This window comes from Hungatella sp. L36 (assembly GCF_014288035.1).
On sequence record NZ_JACOPC010000001.1, the window covers coordinates 776,251 to 790,884 of the forward strand.

General features: G+C 46.7%; 16 protein-coding genes and 1 riboswitch. All 16 genes read left to right on the plus strand.

Annotated features, from left to right (window positions below):
• Positions 1 to 192: 192 nt before the first annotated feature.
• The 16 genes from H8S80_RS03355 to H8S80_RS03435 all read left to right on the plus strand — a co-directional run bounded on the left by H8S80_RS03355 (position 193) and on the right by H8S80_RS03435 (position 14,413).
• On the plus strand, positions 193 to 819 hold the full coding sequence (locus H8S80_RS03355) for a single-stranded DNA-binding protein (protein WP_002600312.1): 627 nt from the start codon (positions 193 to 195) through the stop codon (positions 817 to 819).
• 129 nt (positions 820 to 948) lie between these two features.
• Positions 949 to 1,455, plus strand: coding sequence for a cob(I)yrinic acid a,c-diamide adenosyltransferase (locus tag H8S80_RS03360; protein ID WP_002600311.1), 507 nt, complete (start codon positions 949 to 951; stop codon positions 1,453 to 1,455).
• 20 nt (positions 1,456 to 1,475) lie between these two features.
• Positions 1,476 to 1,653, plus strand: a riboswitch (Lysine riboswitch).
• 184 nt (positions 1,654 to 1,837) lie between these two features.
• Positions 1,838 to 2,722, plus strand: coding sequence for a 4-hydroxy-tetrahydrodipicolinate synthase (gene dapA / locus H8S80_RS03370; protein ID WP_117630231.1), 885 nt, complete (start codon positions 1,838 to 1,840; stop codon positions 2,720 to 2,722).
• Between the two features lie 112 nt (positions 2,723 to 2,834).
• Positions 2,835 to 3,590, plus strand: a complete 756-nt coding sequence (gene dapB / locus H8S80_RS03375; RefSeq protein ID WP_002600309.1) for a 4-hydroxy-tetrahydrodipicolinate reductase — start codon at positions 2,835 to 2,837, stop codon at positions 3,588 to 3,590.
• A gap of 13 nt (positions 3,591 to 3,603) precedes the next feature.
• On the plus strand, positions 3,604 to 4,134 hold the full coding sequence (locus H8S80_RS03380; RefSeq protein WP_117630232.1) for a GNAT family N-acetyltransferase: 531 nt from the start codon (positions 3,604 to 3,606) through the stop codon (positions 4,132 to 4,134).
• 203 nt (positions 4,135 to 4,337) lie between these two features.
• Positions 4,338 to 5,129 (plus strand): class I SAM-dependent methyltransferase, encoded by a 792-nt coding sequence (locus H8S80_RS03385; protein WP_181987852.1) that lies wholly within the window; start codon positions 4,338 to 4,340, stop codon positions 5,127 to 5,129.
• Positions 5,130 to 5,220: 91 nt separating this feature from the next.
• On the plus strand, positions 5,221 to 6,003 hold the full coding sequence (locus H8S80_RS03390; protein ID WP_117630234.1) for a sugar phosphate isomerase/epimerase family protein: 783 nt from the start codon (positions 5,221 to 5,223) through the stop codon (positions 6,001 to 6,003).
• 70 nt (positions 6,004 to 6,073) lie between these two features.
• Positions 6,074 to 6,847 (plus strand): carbon-nitrogen hydrolase family protein, encoded by a 774-nt coding sequence (locus H8S80_RS03395; RefSeq protein WP_181987853.1) that lies wholly within the window; start codon positions 6,074 to 6,076, stop codon positions 6,845 to 6,847.
• The gene (locus H8S80_RS03400) at positions 6,828 to 7,400 is read left to right on the plus strand and encodes a GNAT family N-acetyltransferase (RefSeq protein ID WP_117630236.1); all 573 of its coding nucleotides are present in this window, start codon (positions 6,828 to 6,830) and stop codon (positions 7,398 to 7,400) included. Before H8S80_RS03395 ends, H8S80_RS03400 begins: the two co-directional genes overlap by 20 nt.
• 127 nt (positions 7,401 to 7,527) lie before the next feature.
• On the plus strand, positions 7,528 to 7,839 hold the full coding sequence (locus H8S80_RS03405) for a hypothetical protein (RefSeq protein ID WP_002600304.1): 312 nt from the start codon (positions 7,528 to 7,530) through the stop codon (positions 7,837 to 7,839).
• A 109-nt stretch (positions 7,840 to 7,948) separates the two neighbouring features.
• Positions 7,949 to 8,617 carry a SanA/YdcF family protein gene (locus tag H8S80_RS03410; RefSeq protein ID WP_034533972.1) on the plus strand — a complete coding sequence of 223 codons (669 nt, stop codon included), beginning with the start codon at positions 7,949 to 7,951 and terminating at the stop codon, positions 8,615 to 8,617.
• Positions 8,610 to 9,029: a hypothetical protein gene (locus H8S80_RS03415; protein WP_117630237.1), complete on the plus strand. Its 420-nt coding sequence runs from the start codon at positions 8,610 to 8,612 to the stop codon at positions 9,027 to 9,029. Before H8S80_RS03410 ends, H8S80_RS03415 begins: the two co-directional genes overlap by 8 nt.
• A gap of 167 nt (positions 9,030 to 9,196) precedes the next feature.
• The gene (gene purC / locus H8S80_RS03420; protein WP_002600301.1) at positions 9,197 to 9,904 is read left to right on the plus strand and encodes a phosphoribosylaminoimidazolesuccinocarboxamide synthase; all 708 of its coding nucleotides are present in this window, start codon (positions 9,197 to 9,199) and stop codon (positions 9,902 to 9,904) included.
• Positions 9,905 to 9,927: 23 nt separating this feature from the next.
• Positions 9,928 to 11,370, plus strand: coding sequence for an amidophosphoribosyltransferase (gene purF, locus H8S80_RS03425; RefSeq protein ID WP_117630238.1), 1,443 nt, complete (start codon positions 9,928 to 9,930; stop codon positions 11,368 to 11,370).
• A 561-nt stretch (positions 11,371 to 11,931) separates the two neighbouring features.
• Positions 11,932 to 13,362 carry an adenylosuccinate lyase gene (purB, locus tag H8S80_RS03430; RefSeq protein WP_207729782.1) on the plus strand — a complete coding sequence of 477 codons (1,431 nt, stop codon included), beginning with the start codon at positions 11,932 to 11,934 and terminating at the stop codon, positions 13,360 to 13,362.
• 145 nt (positions 13,363 to 13,507) lie between these two features.
• The gene (locus tag H8S80_RS03435; protein WP_110324789.1) at positions 13,508 to 14,413 is read left to right on the plus strand and encodes a LysR family transcriptional regulator; all 906 of its coding nucleotides are present in this window, start codon (positions 13,508 to 13,510) and stop codon (positions 14,411 to 14,413) included.
• The last annotated feature ends 221 nt before the right edge of the window (positions 14,414 to 14,634 follow it).

Consider the following 14,634-nt stretch of genomic DNA (forward strand, 5'->3'; position numbering starts at 1 on the left):
TTTTCTGTCGATATTTTTGGATGTGTTCTTATCATTTCACGGAATCCCTTTTCATACACTTAATATTAGCTGCAAAGCAAATTGTAACCATTCATCCGTGCATCTTTCTGTTTTCAAAAGCAGGAAAACAGAATACGCAGGACGCCCGGCTGAATCGTTACGGCAAATTAGTGAAAGAAGAGGAGAAATACAATGTCGGAAAAAATGATTGAGAACAACAAAGTAAGCGTAATCGGGGAGATCATCTCCGGCTTCACCTTCAGCCATGAGGTATTCGGAGAAGGATTCTATATGGTGGACGTTGCAGTAAATCGTCTTAGCGAGCAGGCTGATGTCATACCTCTTATGATATCGGAGCGGCTCATCGATGTAGAAGCGAATTACATAGGCTGTACAATGGAAGCCCTGGGACAGTTCCGTTCCTATAACCGGCATGAAGGGACGAAAAACCGCCTGGTTCTGTCCATCTTCGTGCGTGAGATCCATTTCCTGGAGGAATTTACGGATTATACGAAAACAAATCAGATTTTTCTGGATGGATATATATGTAAGGCCCCTATATACAGAAAGACTCCTCTGGGCAGAGAGATCGCGGATCTTCTGCTCGCCGTAAACCGGCCTTATGGGAAGTCTGACTACATTCCGTGTATCGCGTGGGGAAGAAACGCCAGATACGCCTCCGGCTTCGAAGTCGGCGCGCGGGTGAAGGTCTGGGGCCGCGTGCAGAGCAGAGAGTATACGAAGAAGCTCAGCGAAACCGAGTGTGAGAAGCGGATCGCTTACGAGGTATCTGTCAGCAAGCTGGAATGCGCGGAATAACGAAGGATAAGGCGGGAATTAAGAAAACGGTAAGAAAACTTGCAAAAATTTAAATTTTGTGATACGATAAGCGGGTTCTAACGTAGTATATCAATATATTGCTTTTTTGCTGGTATGAGGTGCAAAAGGATGAGTAAAGGTACAATACAGGTTATATGTGGCGAAGGAAAAGGAAAGACGACGGCTGCGCTCGGCATGGGGATCTCCGCTCTGTTAAAGGGGCAGACGGTAATCATGATACAGTTTTTAAAGGGCTGTCAGGAGCTGGCCTCCTGTGAGATTTTAGAGCGGCTGGAACCGGAACTGAAGATTTTCCGGTTTGAAAAGTCCGATGCTTTCTTCGAGACATTATCGGAGGAGCAGCAGAAGGAAGAACGGATGAATATCCGCAACGGCATGAATTTTGCAAGAAAAGTACTTTCGACCGGTGAGTGTGACCTGGTTATTCTCGATGAGGTGCTGGGACTTTTGGATCAGGGAATTATCGAGATGGATGAGATGACGACGCTGCTTCAGTCCAGGGTTGAGGAAATCGACCTGATTCTGACTGGAAAGGTATTCCCGAAGGAGCTGGATCCCCTCGTGGATGGTATCAGAGAAATTGATCATCTTAAAGTTGACAATACAAAGCAATAATGGTAGTATGGTAACATACATAATAAAGTAGAGGTTGCGTTGATTATGAGTATTCTGCCTGATGCATCAGGGTGCATGTGAGGGTGGAGGAAAGGATGAGACGCCGAAGGACGGTACGGCCCGGGACGTATCTGTTCTGGGCATATGATGAAGAATCATATGACTGTCATCCTGCATGGATGGGGCGCTGCTTGAAGATAAGAAGTATTTACCGGATTCTGAACTTTAAGAGCTGACCCCGCTGTCAGCTCTTTTTCTCTGTCAGGAATGATCGTTTTGCAGGCAAAAGGATAAGAGCAGGATAATGGCACGGGGCGGGCGCATGATTTTATGTAGCGGAAGCGTTGGCAACAGGAACAGATTGAATCAGGAGGATAAGACTATGGCACTTTTTGAAGGAGCGGGTGTAGCGCTGATTACACCATTTAAGGACAACGGAGAGGTGAATTACGAGAAGCTGGAAGAACTGCTGGAAGAGCAGATTGCCGGCGGTACGGACAGCATCGTCATCTGTGGAACCACAGGTGAGGCATCCACCATGACCCATGAGGAACATTTAAGCGTAATAAAGTATACGTGTGAAGTGGTAAATAAGAGAATACCCGTAGTGGCCGGAACAGGTTCCAACTGTACGGAGACAGCCATCTATCTTTCAAAGGAGGCGGAGAAATTCGGTGCAGACGGTCTGCTTCTCGTGTCCCCGTATTATAACAAGGCGACTCAGAATGGCCTGATCGCACATTTTACTGCGATTGCGGATGCGGTGAAGATTCCGATCATTCTCTATAATATCCCGGGACGTACCGGCGTGACGATCGCTCCGCAGACGATTGTAACACTCTGTAAGAACGTGCCGAACATTGTCGGTGTGAAGGAGGCCAGCGGAAATCTCACGAATATCGCTACGATGCTTGCGATGGCAGACGGCTGTGTGGATGTATATTCCGGCAACGACGATCAGATTGTGCCGCTTCTCTCTCTCGGAGGAAAGGGCGTCGTTTCGGTTCTGTCCAATGTAGCGCCTGCACAGACCCACGAGATCTGCGCTTCCTATTTCCGCGGCGATGTGAAAGAGAGCGCAAGACTTCAGCTGGAAGCGATTCCGCTGATCAACGCCCTGTTCTGTGAAGTGAACCCGATTCCGGTCAAGGCGGCCATGAACTTAATGGGTAAGAAGGTTGGCCCGCTTCGTCTGCCGCTCACCGAGATGGAGCCTGCAAACCAGGAACGTTTAAAGAAAGCTATGGAAGAATACGGAATTTTATAAACCCCGTTAATCATTAAATGCAGGGCCGGACGCATCGGTATCAGGGCGTCCGGCCTGTTGAGCACTCTCAGAAACTTCCCTGCACTCATTATAAAATGGAGGAAAAATACTTATGGTAAAGATGATTATGCACGGCTGCAATGGAGCCATGGGACAGGTGATTTCTAAAATTGTTGAAGAAGACGAGAATATCACGATTGCTGCAGGAATTGATGTAAATGACACCATACAGAATTCCTACCCGGTATTTCCCTCTCTGGAGGCGTGTACCGTGGAGGCGGATGTGATCGTGGACTTTGCATCGGCAAAGGCGGTAAACGGCCTTCTCAGCTACTGTTCCGAAAAGAGGATTCCTGTGGTAGTGTGTACGACAGGACTTTCAGAAGAACAGATTCAGCTTGTGGAAGAGACTTCCCGCCAGGTGGCGGTACTTCGTTCCGCCAATATGTCGCTGGGAATCAATCTGCTGTTAAAGCTGGTGAAAGAGGCGGCAGAGGTTCTGGCAGAGTCCGGTTTCGACATCGAGATTCTGGAAAAGCACCACAATAAAAAGGTGGACGCGCCCAGCGGAACCGCTCTGGCGCTGGCTGACTCCATCAATGAGGCGATGGACAACCACTACCACTATCAATACGACCGCTCCCAGACGAGGGAGAAGCGCCAGAAGGATGAGATCGGAATCCAGGCTATCCGCGGAGGCTCCATCGTCGGTGAGCACGACGTGATCTTCGCCGGACAGGATGAGGTGATTACCTTCCAGCATACCGCCTACTCCAAGGCTATTTTTGCAAAGGGCGCAGTATCGGCAGCAAAGTTCCTGGCGGGAAAAGAACCGAGACTTTATACCATGGCGGATGTGATCGGCTAAGAGAGGGGTACGGATGAGGACTGTCATTTACCGTCAGCTGCGGGAGTCTGAGCAGGCAGAGGCCAGCAGGCAGCTGACGGCCAGCTACCGCGCCGCCTACCGGGGACTTATGGACGAGGCGTATCTGACCTCCCTTCAGGAAGACCACTGGGTGGAGATCCTGCAGGCCAGCATGGAAAGAGGCGATATCTGCTTAGTCGCAGTAGACGGTGATACGATTGTGGGAGCCGCGGTCTGCGGCAGATCCGAAGGGCGCGGGGATCAGGACTGTGCCGAACTTTACGCGATTTATCTGCTGCCCGAATATACAGAACATGGCGCGGGGCACGGGCTTTACTGTGAAATTGAGGCCCGAATGAGGGCGCAGGGGTTCCGGAGCTGTGTCCTGGAGGTGCTGTCCTCCAATGCCCGGGCGATCAGATTCTATGAAGCACACGGGTTTGAGAAGATCTGTTCCTTTATGGTGGAGGAGAACGGGATGAATCTTTCCTGTGATTTGATGCAAAAGGCGCAGTTGCAGCTTATTTCCCCCAAATCAGTTTGAAGGAAAAAGCATCTTTAGATAATTTCGTGTAAAGGAGATTCTTATGGACAGAAATACCAGTGGATCAAACAGTTTCGGAAGCAGAAAGATAATCATATTAGTGATGGGGAACTGTCCGGGCTGGATATAAAACGTGATGAAAATTAAGAATGATGATCGAAGGAAGCGCGAAGTGGAGAACGGGTTGAAAACGAGGAATGCACATGTCTAGCAATGAAAATAAAGTTAAAGAAAAATATCAAGATGCCGGTGAGGAAAAGAGAGCTGCTCAATCAAGGTATTCGGGACTTGAGTTTCACTATACAAAAAAGCATATCAGTGAATACATAAACCAAAACACAAAAGTAGTAGAGCTTGGTTGTGGAACTGGATATTATGCCATGCACTTTTCTGATAAATGTAAGGAGTATGTTGGCGTGGACATTACTCCTGAAAATATTGCCCTTTTTAATGAAAAAGTTAAAGCGCAGGGGCTAAGGAACGTAAAAGGTTTAATCGGAGATGCCACAAATTTGAGCAATATTTCTGACAACTATTTTGATGTGGTTCTGTGCCTCGGACCTCTATACCATCTGCCGCCCGATGAGAGAGAACTTGTTTTTGCTGAATGCAGGCGAATCTGTAAAAATAACGGAATTGTTGTATTTTCATATATAAGCAAAATCGGTATTTATACGGGTGCCTGTGTACACGACAAACTGAGAGAATATTATCCGAACGAAAACGCCAACGAAATTATTTTGACGCAAAATAAAGATGACTCAAATCCTGATTTATTCTTCTTTGCGATGCCTGAAGAAATGGAATCCATTGCAAGAAAATACGGATTTTCCAAGATAAAAAATTTAGGGACGGATTTTTTTGTAACTATGAGTATCGTGGAAGCGATGAGCGATGAAAGATTTGAAATCATGAAACCGCTGCTTGATCAAATGGCAAGTTATGAATCATGCACAGGAATGAGCAATCATGCCGTGTTGATCTGTAGAAGATAGTATTTTGGCCGGAGCAATCAGGCTATTTTGCTAAATTCGCATTAGTCAAATAAGGCGTACTTAACAAATTGGAAGCTGTTGGGGGATTTATATGATAGGAATATATGATTGCTTTGGGTATGGTGCAGGTTATAATGTTCCTTTTGAGGAAAGATATAAATTGATAAAAAATGCTGGTTTTGACTGTGTGATGCTTTGGTGGAGCGACAGGTTTGGCAGGGGGAGTGATTATCAGAAAGATGTTCAATATGCAAGAAGTGCCGGATTGTATATAGAAAATATTCATACGCCAGTTCATGAACAGAACTGTTTGTCATTAGACAATTTGGATGGAGAAAATGTATTTCACACTTATCTGCAATGCGTAAAGGACTGCTTTCAATATAATATAACAACAATGGTTATTCATTTACCTGATGATGAGCATCCTGTCAATGATTTAGGTATTAAAAGATTGGAAAATGTTATTAGTGAGGCAGAAAAGAAGAATATTCAGGTTGCTTTTGAAAATTTGAATAATATTTTAAATTTGGCATTGGTATTAGAGGCATTTCAATCAAAAAATGTAGGATATTGTTACGATAGTTGTCATCACCTGAATTACGCTCCTGATGACGACTTGTTGAAACTATATGGAAATCGTTTAATGGCGCTACATTTACAGGATAACGGTGGAAAGCATAATCAACATCAGTTGCCGTTTGATGGCAATATAGATTGGGTCAATGTGATGAAAAAAATTGCACTTACAGGATATCAAGGTGCCACCTCCTTGGAACCTATGAATTGGGATTATGAACATCTATCGATTCAGCAGTTTTTGGATTTGGCATATCAAAAAGCTAAAAAAGCAGATGAAATGAGAACCATTTAAATCACAGTTTAATTATAAAATGTATATGACTCGGAAATCGACAAAGCCGAATTTGAGGAGGAACCTTGATTTGAGAATAGGTGCATATCAATTTGCTGTTGGTTCAAATATTACAGATAATTTTCACGCTGTATGCAGAGGTGTTGAAGAGGCAGTGAGACAGAATATCCGGCTGTTGGTTTTCCCAGAGTGTGCATTAACAGGATATCCGCCCCGAGACATAAAATCTGCTGCGGATGTTAATTTTGAAGAGTTAAATGTGGCATATCAGGAAATTAAAAAAATGTCGGAAAAATACGATATGTATATTCTTGTTGGCACAATTACAAAAGAGCAAAATAAATATTATAACAGCGCAAGGCTAATATCGCCTGGTAAGACAACAGAAAACTACCATAAGAGAGCCTTGTGGGGATGGGATAAAGATAATTTTACTATAGGTAATAAAGAGGGCATATTTGCAATTGACGGCATAAAAATAGGTGTCAGAATATGTTTTGAAGTACGGTATCCTGAATATTTTAGAGAATTGTATCGTGAGAATACAGTATTAAATATTATACTATTTTATGATGTGGCAGATAGCGATGACATCGAACGGTATGCGTTAATAAAATCGCACATTAGAACGAGAGCTGTTGAAAACGTAACATATACAATGTCAGTAAACAGTATTCGTCCGTATCAAACTGCTCCGACAGGGATATTTGATAAATCCGGTCGCACAATTAATGAGCTTAAACGAAATAAGGAAAATCTATTGATATATAATTTTGACAACATAGCAGATGATTTTGGCGAAAAAGGGAGACGGTCGATTTCCGATGTTCTCACAGAAAAATAAGAATTTGTGGAGGTGCCATTTGGCAAGCGGGAAATTTTTCATAGAAACGGAACGTCTTTTGATCAGAGAAATGCAGCAATCCGATTTTGATGCATTGTGCAGAATCTTGTGTGATGAAGAAGTGATGAGGGCTGCTTATGAAAGTGCGTTCAGCCCAGATGAAGCGCAAAATTGGCTGAACAGACATTTAAAAAGATACGAAGATTATGGCTTTGGACTTTGGGCTGTTGTATTAAAAGAAAATAATGAGATGATTGGCCAGTGTGGCTTGACACTACAGCAGTGGAAAGAGAAAGAGCTTTTGGAAATAGGATATTTGTTTCAAAAGGCGTATTGGCACAGAGGCTATGCAGCGGAAGCGGCAATTGCGTGCAGGGAATATGCGTTCACGGTTCTCGATGCAGACAGCGTCTGCTCTATGATTCGGGACACACATATAGCTTCTCAAAATGTTGCTGTTCGAAATGGTATGAAAATTATTGATAAAGCTGCAAAGAATTTTAGGAATACGGAAATGAACTTTTTTTTATATTCTGCAGAACGGACAAAATGACTTTGAGGCAAGAACTTTTAAGCTGCTTTTCCGGCTTTAGGCCATTAAAAAAATTAGAAAAATTTCCCACCATAATTTTTTCTCCTCTAACACATACTAAGCATAGAAAATGAAAGGAGAATGTATTATGAAAAGAATAAAACCATATGTATTTGCAGTACTTGTCATTATGACAGTGATGTGTCTGTCCGCATGCGGCAGCAATAAGAACACAACAAATGAGACCACCGGAGGCAGCAGCGCAGCTACAACGCAGACAACGGCAATGGAGTCCACAAAAGATATGGGGACTACAAGAAATGCTGATGAAGACGCTGAGGAAAGCACCGGAGTCATCGATGGCATGATCAATGATGTTGAGAGAGGTGTCGATGATATAACTGGCGAGAGCAACGGCCATCCGACCAACAGTGCTGATATGAGCTCTGCAGCAGAATAAGTATTTTTATACAGAGACGAAAAATAAAATGGCTTTAGGCCCGGAAAGGCTTGAAGCCATTTTTTCCTTGTTATATAATGGAGCGTATAACAGAAATGAGGACAAAAGAATGAAAAAACTGATAAAAAAGGCATTTATTGCACTGGTCGTTCTGGGCGTTGCCGGTATTGTCTGCCTGGCGGGCGTCAATACATATATGATCAAATCTACGGAAAAACGGATTCTCACACAGGAGGAAGCGGCCGCGCTGGGAGTGGACTGCATCCTTGTCCTGGGAGCGGGTGTCCATCCGGATGGAAACCCCAGCAACATGCTGGAGGACCGTCTTCTTCGCGGGATCGAGCTGTATGACGCAGGCGCTTCTCAGAAGCTGCTGATGAGCGGAGATCACGGCCGGAAAAATTACGACGAGGTGAACGTGATGAAGCAGTTCGCCGTGGCCCGCGGCGTGCCTTCCGAGGATGTGTTTATGGATCACGCCGGTTTTTCCACCTATGAGAGCATGTACCGGGCCCGCGATGTGTTTCAGGCGGAGAAGGTGATCATCGTGACACAGCGCTACCATCTCTACAGGGCACTGTATGCCGCGAAACAGCTGGGACTCGACGCTTATGGCGTGGCTTCCGACCAGAGGACTTACGCCGGTCAGAAGCGGCGTGATGTGAGGGAGCTGCTGGCCAGAGGGAAAGACTTTATGACCGGAATCTTCAAGCCGGAGCCGACGTACCTGGGAGAAGCGATTCCGGTGAACGGCGATGGAAATGCAACGAATGACTAATGCGGAGAAAGAAGGGACAGGCTTTTTGAAGATTACCCTGTTTGCAGAAAAACAACGGATGAAACGTTATAACCGGAGTAAGAAGCCGTGGAGAAGCCGCGGCTTTCTCAGGGCGTCTATGGGAAGACGTATACACATTTTCAGAAACTGCTTAAGCTGTATGGCTCTGGCGGAGCTGATCGTTATAGTTGTAAATGATCCCGGTATTTTTACGGAGGCCGCGCGTCGATTTCATATCGGCTGCGTGAAGGAAGAGACGGTGGAGACGGCGGATTTTGGAACTTTAGAAGATGTGCCCCCATCTGACAAAAAGGACAGCGGAGTTACAATTGACTGGAAAGAGGGCAGGGTGGAATTCTGGCGGACAGAGGAGAAGCTTCGCCGTGAAAATGTGGAGAACAGACCGGATTAATGCGGCGTCCGGCGCATTTATATGTGAATACAGCCATCGCCCATAAGAATTTATAATATATAAAAATGTTGCAATCGCATTTTCACTGTATTATAATTTCTACTGAAATACCTTGGTTATATTCATAAAACTTATAAATTAATTCAGGAAAAGGACTGGTGGATACCATGGAGAAAAAAGAATTACTGTATGAAGGAAAAGCGAAAAAGGTTTATACAACAGAGGATCCGGACGTATTAATTGTGGATTATAAAGATGACGCTACGGCATTCAACGGTTTAAAGAAGGGTACCATCGTAGGAAAAGGCGCGATCAACAACCGCATGACAAACCACATCTTTAAGAAGCTGGAAGCAGAAGGCGTTCCGACTCATTTCATCGAGGAATTAAGCGACCGTGAGACCGCTGTTAAGAAAGTAGAGATCGTTCCGTTAGAAGTAATTGTAAGAAACTTCTCCGCAGGCAGCTTCGCAAAGAAGATGGGCATGGAAGAGGGCATCAAGTTCGCTTGTCCTACACTGGAATTCAGCTATAAAAATGATGATCTGGGCGATCCGTTCATCAACAGCTACTACGCACTGGCACTGAACCTGGCAACTCAGGAGGAGATCGACGCGATCACTAAGTATACCTTTAAGGTAAACGAAGTGATGAGAGAGTATTTTGACAGCCTCGGCATCGAGCTGATCGACTTTAAGATCGAATTTGGCCGTTACCATGGACAGATCATTCTGGCCGACGAGGTTTCTCCGGATACCTGCAGACTGTGGGATAAGGAAACGCATGAAAAACTGGATAAGGACCGTTTCCGCCGCGATATGGGTAACGTAGAAGACGCTTATGAAGAAGTATTCCGTCGTCTTGGTATCCAGTAAACAGCACAGAAAGGCATTACTACATGAGACATGACTTGAATATTACTGCGGGGGATGAGTTACATGAGGAGTGCGGCGTCTTCGGAATGTATGATTTCGATCACGGGGACGTGGCGTCTACCATTTATTACGGATTATTCGCATTGCAGCACAGGGGGCAGGAAAGCTGTGGAATCGCGGTCAGCGATACGGCGGGCCCCAAGGGGAAAGTAAACGCGTATAAGGGGATGGGTCTGTGTAACGAAGTCTTTACTCCTGAGATATTAGAAGGTCTTCACGGCAATATTGGAGTGGGTCATGTTCGTTATTCGACGGCGGGCAGCAGTACCAGGGAAAATGCCCAGCCGCTGGTTTTAAACTATATAAAAGGCACTCTGGCTCTGGCGCATAACGGCAATCTTGTCAATGCGCCGGATCTTCGCCGGGAGCTGGAATATTCGGGGGCGATTTTTCAGACTACGATTGATTCTGAAGTCATTGCCTACCACATCGCAAGGGAGCGTGTGAAGACATCTTCTGTGGAAGAGGCGGTTGCCGGAGCCATGAAGAAGATTGTAGGAGCATATTCCCTTGTTGTCATGAGTCCCAGAAAAATGATTGGGGCCAGGGATCCCTTCGGATTCAAGCCCCTCTGTATCGGAAAACGGGACAACGCCTATATTCTGGTGTCGGAAAGCTGTGCGCTGGATACGATCGGAGCAGAATTCGTCAGGGACGTCAAACCGGGTGAGATCGTTACCATTACGAAGGATGGTATCGCATCGGATACGAGGCTGTGCTTTCAGGACCGGAGCAGGGAAGCGAGATGTGTATTTGAATACATTTATTTCGCCAGACCGGACAGCGTGTTTGACGGAGTGAGCGTCTATCAGGCCAGAATTCTTGCCGGCCGTGCTCTGGCTGTAGATTCACCGGTGGAGGCTGATCTGGTGGTCGGAGTTCCGGAATCCGGCAATGGAGCGGCGCTGGGCTATTCCATGGAATCCCAAATTCCCTATGGCACTGCCTTTGTCAAGAACTCCTATGTGGGCAGAACCTTTATCAAGCCGAAGCAAAGCAGCCGGGAGTCGGCCGTTCGGATTAAACTGAACGTCTTAAAGGAGGCTGTGGCGGGCAAACGCGTCATCATGATTGATGACTCCATTGTCCGGGGAACCACCAGCGCTCTGATCGTCGGGATGCTGCGGGAAGCAGGGGCGAAGGAGGTCCATGTCCGGATCAGTGCTCCGCCATTTCTCCATCCGTGTTATTTTGGAACAGATATTCCTTCCGAGGACCAGCTGATCGCCCACGGCCGGACGGTACAGGAAATCTGCGACATGATCGGTGCGGATTCCCTGTCCTTCTTAAGACAGGAACGGCTGACGGAAATGGCGCAGGGACTGCCAATCTGTACTGCGTGCTTTTCCGGTGCGTATCCGATCCAGCCGCCTGAGGAGGATATCCGGGGCGAGTACGTACAGTAGTTCAGAAGTCTGCGAACGTGTACGTGCAGTAGCTCAGAAGTCTGCGAACGTGTACGTGCAGTAGTCCGGAAATCTGCGAACGTGTATGTGCAGTAGTTCAGAGATTCCGCAGAAGAAAAGAGGCGCTGCACCGGATTGTGTCACCATCCGGCCCGGCGCCTTTTATGCGGGGAGGGCGGCAGTGAGATGGAGAAGATTCGGCATGATCCGGCACAACCGTAAATTTTGTGATTTTTTGCTTTTAACTGTGAGCATATTATGATATGATATTTAACAAAAATCAACGAGAATTCTCCCAGCCTCTGCAGGTGGGAGATGAATCGCAAAAACAAACTTAGCGGCAGTGGCGGGCAGATATCCCCCACTGACATGAGGTCAAAACAATCCGGGCAACCGGATAAAATGGCAGCATAGCTACTATGTCACTCTGGGTTATGTATTCTGGGCTCAGAATGTGGATTGAAATAAAATCAAATGAAAGGGTGGAGACGTGGAAACGGTATCAGTCACATGCCGGTTCCTCCGTATGACGAAAGCCATCAGTCTCCTTGGTATATTTTTATGAACGACCGCTATCAGAGTCCTTTGTCTGAGCGCTATGCCAGCAAAGAAATGCAGTATATATTTTCACCGGATAAGAAATTCCGCACATGGAGGAAGCTCTGGATCGCTCTCGCCGAGACGGAGATGGAACTGGGGCTGCCGGTTACACAGGAACAGATTGATGAGCTGAAGGCCCATCAGGATGAGATCAATTACGATGTGGCGAAGCAGCGCGAGAAAGAAGTGCGTCACGACGTCATGTCCCATGTGTACGCTTACGGCGTACAGTGCCCGAAGGCAAAGGGAATCATCCATCTGGGAGCGACTTCCTGCTACGTGGGCGACAATACGGATATTATCGTTATGACCGAAGCGCTGGCGTTAGTCAGGAAAAAACTGGTCAACGTGATTGCGGAGCTGGCGAAGTTTGCAGACAGGTACAAAGATCAGCCGACGCTGGCATTTACCCATTTTCAGCCGGCACAGCCGACTACGGTTGGAAAACGCGCTACACTGTGGATACATGAGCTGGTCATGGATTTAGAGGATTTAGACTATGTGGCAGGCTCCATCCGTTTATTGGGCTCCAAAGGCACCACCGGCACACAGGCCAGCTTCCTGGAGCTGTTTGACGGCGATATGGACAAGGTAAGAAAGCTGGATCCGATGATCGCAGAGAAGCTGGGCTATCCGGGCTGCTATCCGGTTTCCGGCCAGACGTATTCGAGAAAGGTGGACAGCCGTGTCTTAAATATACTGGCCGGCATTGCTCAGAGCGCGCACAAGTTTTCCAATGATATCCGTCTGCTTCAGCATTTGAAGGAGATCGAGGAGCCATTTGAAAAGAGCCAGATCGGCTCTTCCGCCATGGCCTACAAGCGCAATCCGATGAGAAGCGAGAGAATCGCCTCTCTGTCAAACTATGTGATGTCCGATGTGATGAACCCCATGCTGGTGGCTTCCACCCAGTGGTTCGAGCGCACGCTGGACGATTCCGCGAATAAGCGTCTCAGCATTCCGGAGGGATTCCTGGCGATTGACGGTATTCTGGACCTTTACTTAAATGTAGTTGACGGACTCGTCGTTTATCCGAAGGTGATTGAGAAACACATGATGGCGGAACTGCCATTTATGGCTACCGAGAATATTATGATGGATGCCGTAAAAGCAGGAGGCGACAGGCAGGAGCTTCACGAGAGAATCCGTGAGCTGTCCATGGAGGCCGGAAGAAATGTGAAGGAAAACGGTATGGACAATAATCTCCTGGAGCTGATTGCCGCCGATCCTGCGTTCAATTTAAGCCTTGATGAGCTTAAGCAGAACATGGATCCGAAGAAGTATGTCGGATGCGCGCCGGCTCAGGTGGAGATCTATCTGGATGAAGTGATTCGGCCGCTGCTTTCCGCGAATCAGGATGTTCTTGGGATGACGGCTGAGATTAATGTCTAAAAATGTGTAAGATAAATGAGTAAGATAAATGTGTGCCAGCGGAAGACCATTTAGACGGGTATAAAAACAGTGATCTTCCGCAGAATAAGAATGGATTCAGAGCAGAGGCGATCGATAGTCTCTGCTCTTTTCAGGAGGATACGGTATGAGCAGCAATCTGGAATATTACAAGGTGTTTTATTATGTAGGACAGTTAGGCAGCATCACGCTGGCCGCGGAGAAGCTGTGCATCTCCCAGCCGGCTGTCAGCCAGGCGATCCGCCAGCTTGAGCTTTCCGTCGATGCGAAGCTGTTTATCAGGACCTCCAAAGGTGTCAGGCTGACGAGAGAGGGAGAGCTTCTCTATTCTTATGTAAAATCGGGTTTAGATGATATCTGGTATGGGGAGAATATGTTAAGGCGGATGCAGGATCTGGATACGGGAGAGGTTAGAATCGGAGCCAGCGATATGACGCTTCAGTTTTATTTACTGCCGTTTCTGGAGCGTTTTCACGAGAAATATCCGAAGGTTAAGGTAACGGTGTCCAACGGCCCCACACCGGAGACACTGGGCTTTTTAAGTCATGGAACCATTGATTTCGGCGTGGTCAGCTCCCCGGTCGATGCGAGGCCGGAGGTCTCTGTCACTGAGGTAAAGAAGATCCGGAATATTTTTGTGGCGGGAGAGCAGTTTAAGCATTTAAAGGGGAAAAGGCTGGAATACGGTATTCTGAAAGAACTTCCCTGTATTTTTCTGGAAAAGAATACGAGTACGAGACGGTTTATGGATGATTATTTAGAGAAGCTGGGTATCGTCGTGGAACCGGAATTCGAGTTGGCGACCAGTGATATGATTGTCCAGTTTGCCATGAGGAATCTTGGAATCGGCTGCGTGATGTCGGAGTTTGCAGAGAAGGAAATCGAAGCAGGCCATTTGTTTGAACTGGAATTTAAGCAGGGAATGCCGGAGCGGAGTTTCTGCATCATCACAGACCGAAAAAATCCCATGTCTCCCGCCGGAGGCCGTCTGCTGGAACTATTGATGGAAAAACCGGAAAAATCAATGATATAACTGAAACTTATGGAAAGCATAAATAATATTGACTTTACTTATGATGTGCTTTGAGCTATGATATACGCGGTGGCAATGAGCAGTGTGGAATCCGGTAAGCGGCAATCTGCGTCATGCTTGCATGAAAGCAGATTGCCGCTTACCGGATTCCATAGGGCGAAGCCCGTGACCGAGATGGAGCGGAGCGGAATCGAGGTCCACTGCGGGATAGAACGAAGCAA

What these genes read in the sequence shown, in the direction of transcription:
- H8S80_RS03435 (WP_110324789.1), top strand. Translation starts at nt 13,508, where the DNA reads ATGAGCAGCAATCTGGAATATTACAAGGTGTTTTATTATGTAGGACAG.
- purB (WP_207729782.1), top strand. Translation starts at nt 11,932, where the DNA reads ATGAACGACCGCTATCAGAGTCCTTTGTCTGAGCGCTATGCCAGCAAA.
- dapA (WP_117630231.1), top strand. Translation starts at nt 1,838, where the DNA reads ATGGCACTTTTTGAAGGAGCGGGTGTAGCGCTGATTACACCATTTAAG.
- dapB (WP_002600309.1), top strand. Translation starts at nt 2,835, where the DNA reads ATGGTAAAGATGATTATGCACGGCTGCAATGGAGCCATGGGACAGGTG.
- H8S80_RS03380 (WP_117630232.1), top strand. Translation starts at nt 3,604, where the DNA reads ATGAGGACTGTCATTTACCGTCAGCTGCGGGAGTCTGAGCAGGCAGAG.
- H8S80_RS03410 (WP_034533972.1), top strand. Translation starts at nt 7,949, where the DNA reads ATGAAAAAACTGATAAAAAAGGCATTTATTGCACTGGTCGTTCTGGGC.
- H8S80_RS03415 (WP_117630237.1), top strand. Translation starts at nt 8,610, where the DNA reads ATGACTAATGCGGAGAAAGAAGGGACAGGCTTTTTGAAGATTACCCTG.
- H8S80_RS03405 (WP_002600304.1), top strand. Translation starts at nt 7,528, where the DNA reads ATGAAAAGAATAAAACCATATGTATTTGCAGTACTTGTCATTATGACA.
- purC (WP_002600301.1), top strand. Translation starts at nt 9,197, where the DNA reads ATGGAGAAAAAAGAATTACTGTATGAAGGAAAAGCGAAAAAGGTTTAT.
- H8S80_RS03400 (WP_117630236.1), top strand. Translation starts at nt 6,828, where the DNA reads ATGTTCTCACAGAAAAATAAGAATTTGTGGAGGTGCCATTTGGCAAGC.
- H8S80_RS03390 (WP_117630234.1), top strand. Translation starts at nt 5,221, where the DNA reads ATGATAGGAATATATGATTGCTTTGGGTATGGTGCAGGTTATAATGTT.
- purF (WP_117630238.1), top strand. Translation starts at nt 9,928, where the DNA reads ATGAGACATGACTTGAATATTACTGCGGGGGATGAGTTACATGAGGAG.
- H8S80_RS03385 (WP_181987852.1), top strand. Translation starts at nt 4,338, where the DNA reads ATGTCTAGCAATGAAAATAAAGTTAAAGAAAAATATCAAGATGCCGGT.
- H8S80_RS03360 (WP_002600311.1), top strand. Translation starts at nt 949, where the DNA reads ATGAGTAAAGGTACAATACAGGTTATATGTGGCGAAGGAAAAGGAAAG.
- H8S80_RS03355 (WP_002600312.1), top strand. Translation starts at nt 193, where the DNA reads ATGTCGGAAAAAATGATTGAGAACAACAAAGTAAGCGTAATCGGGGAG.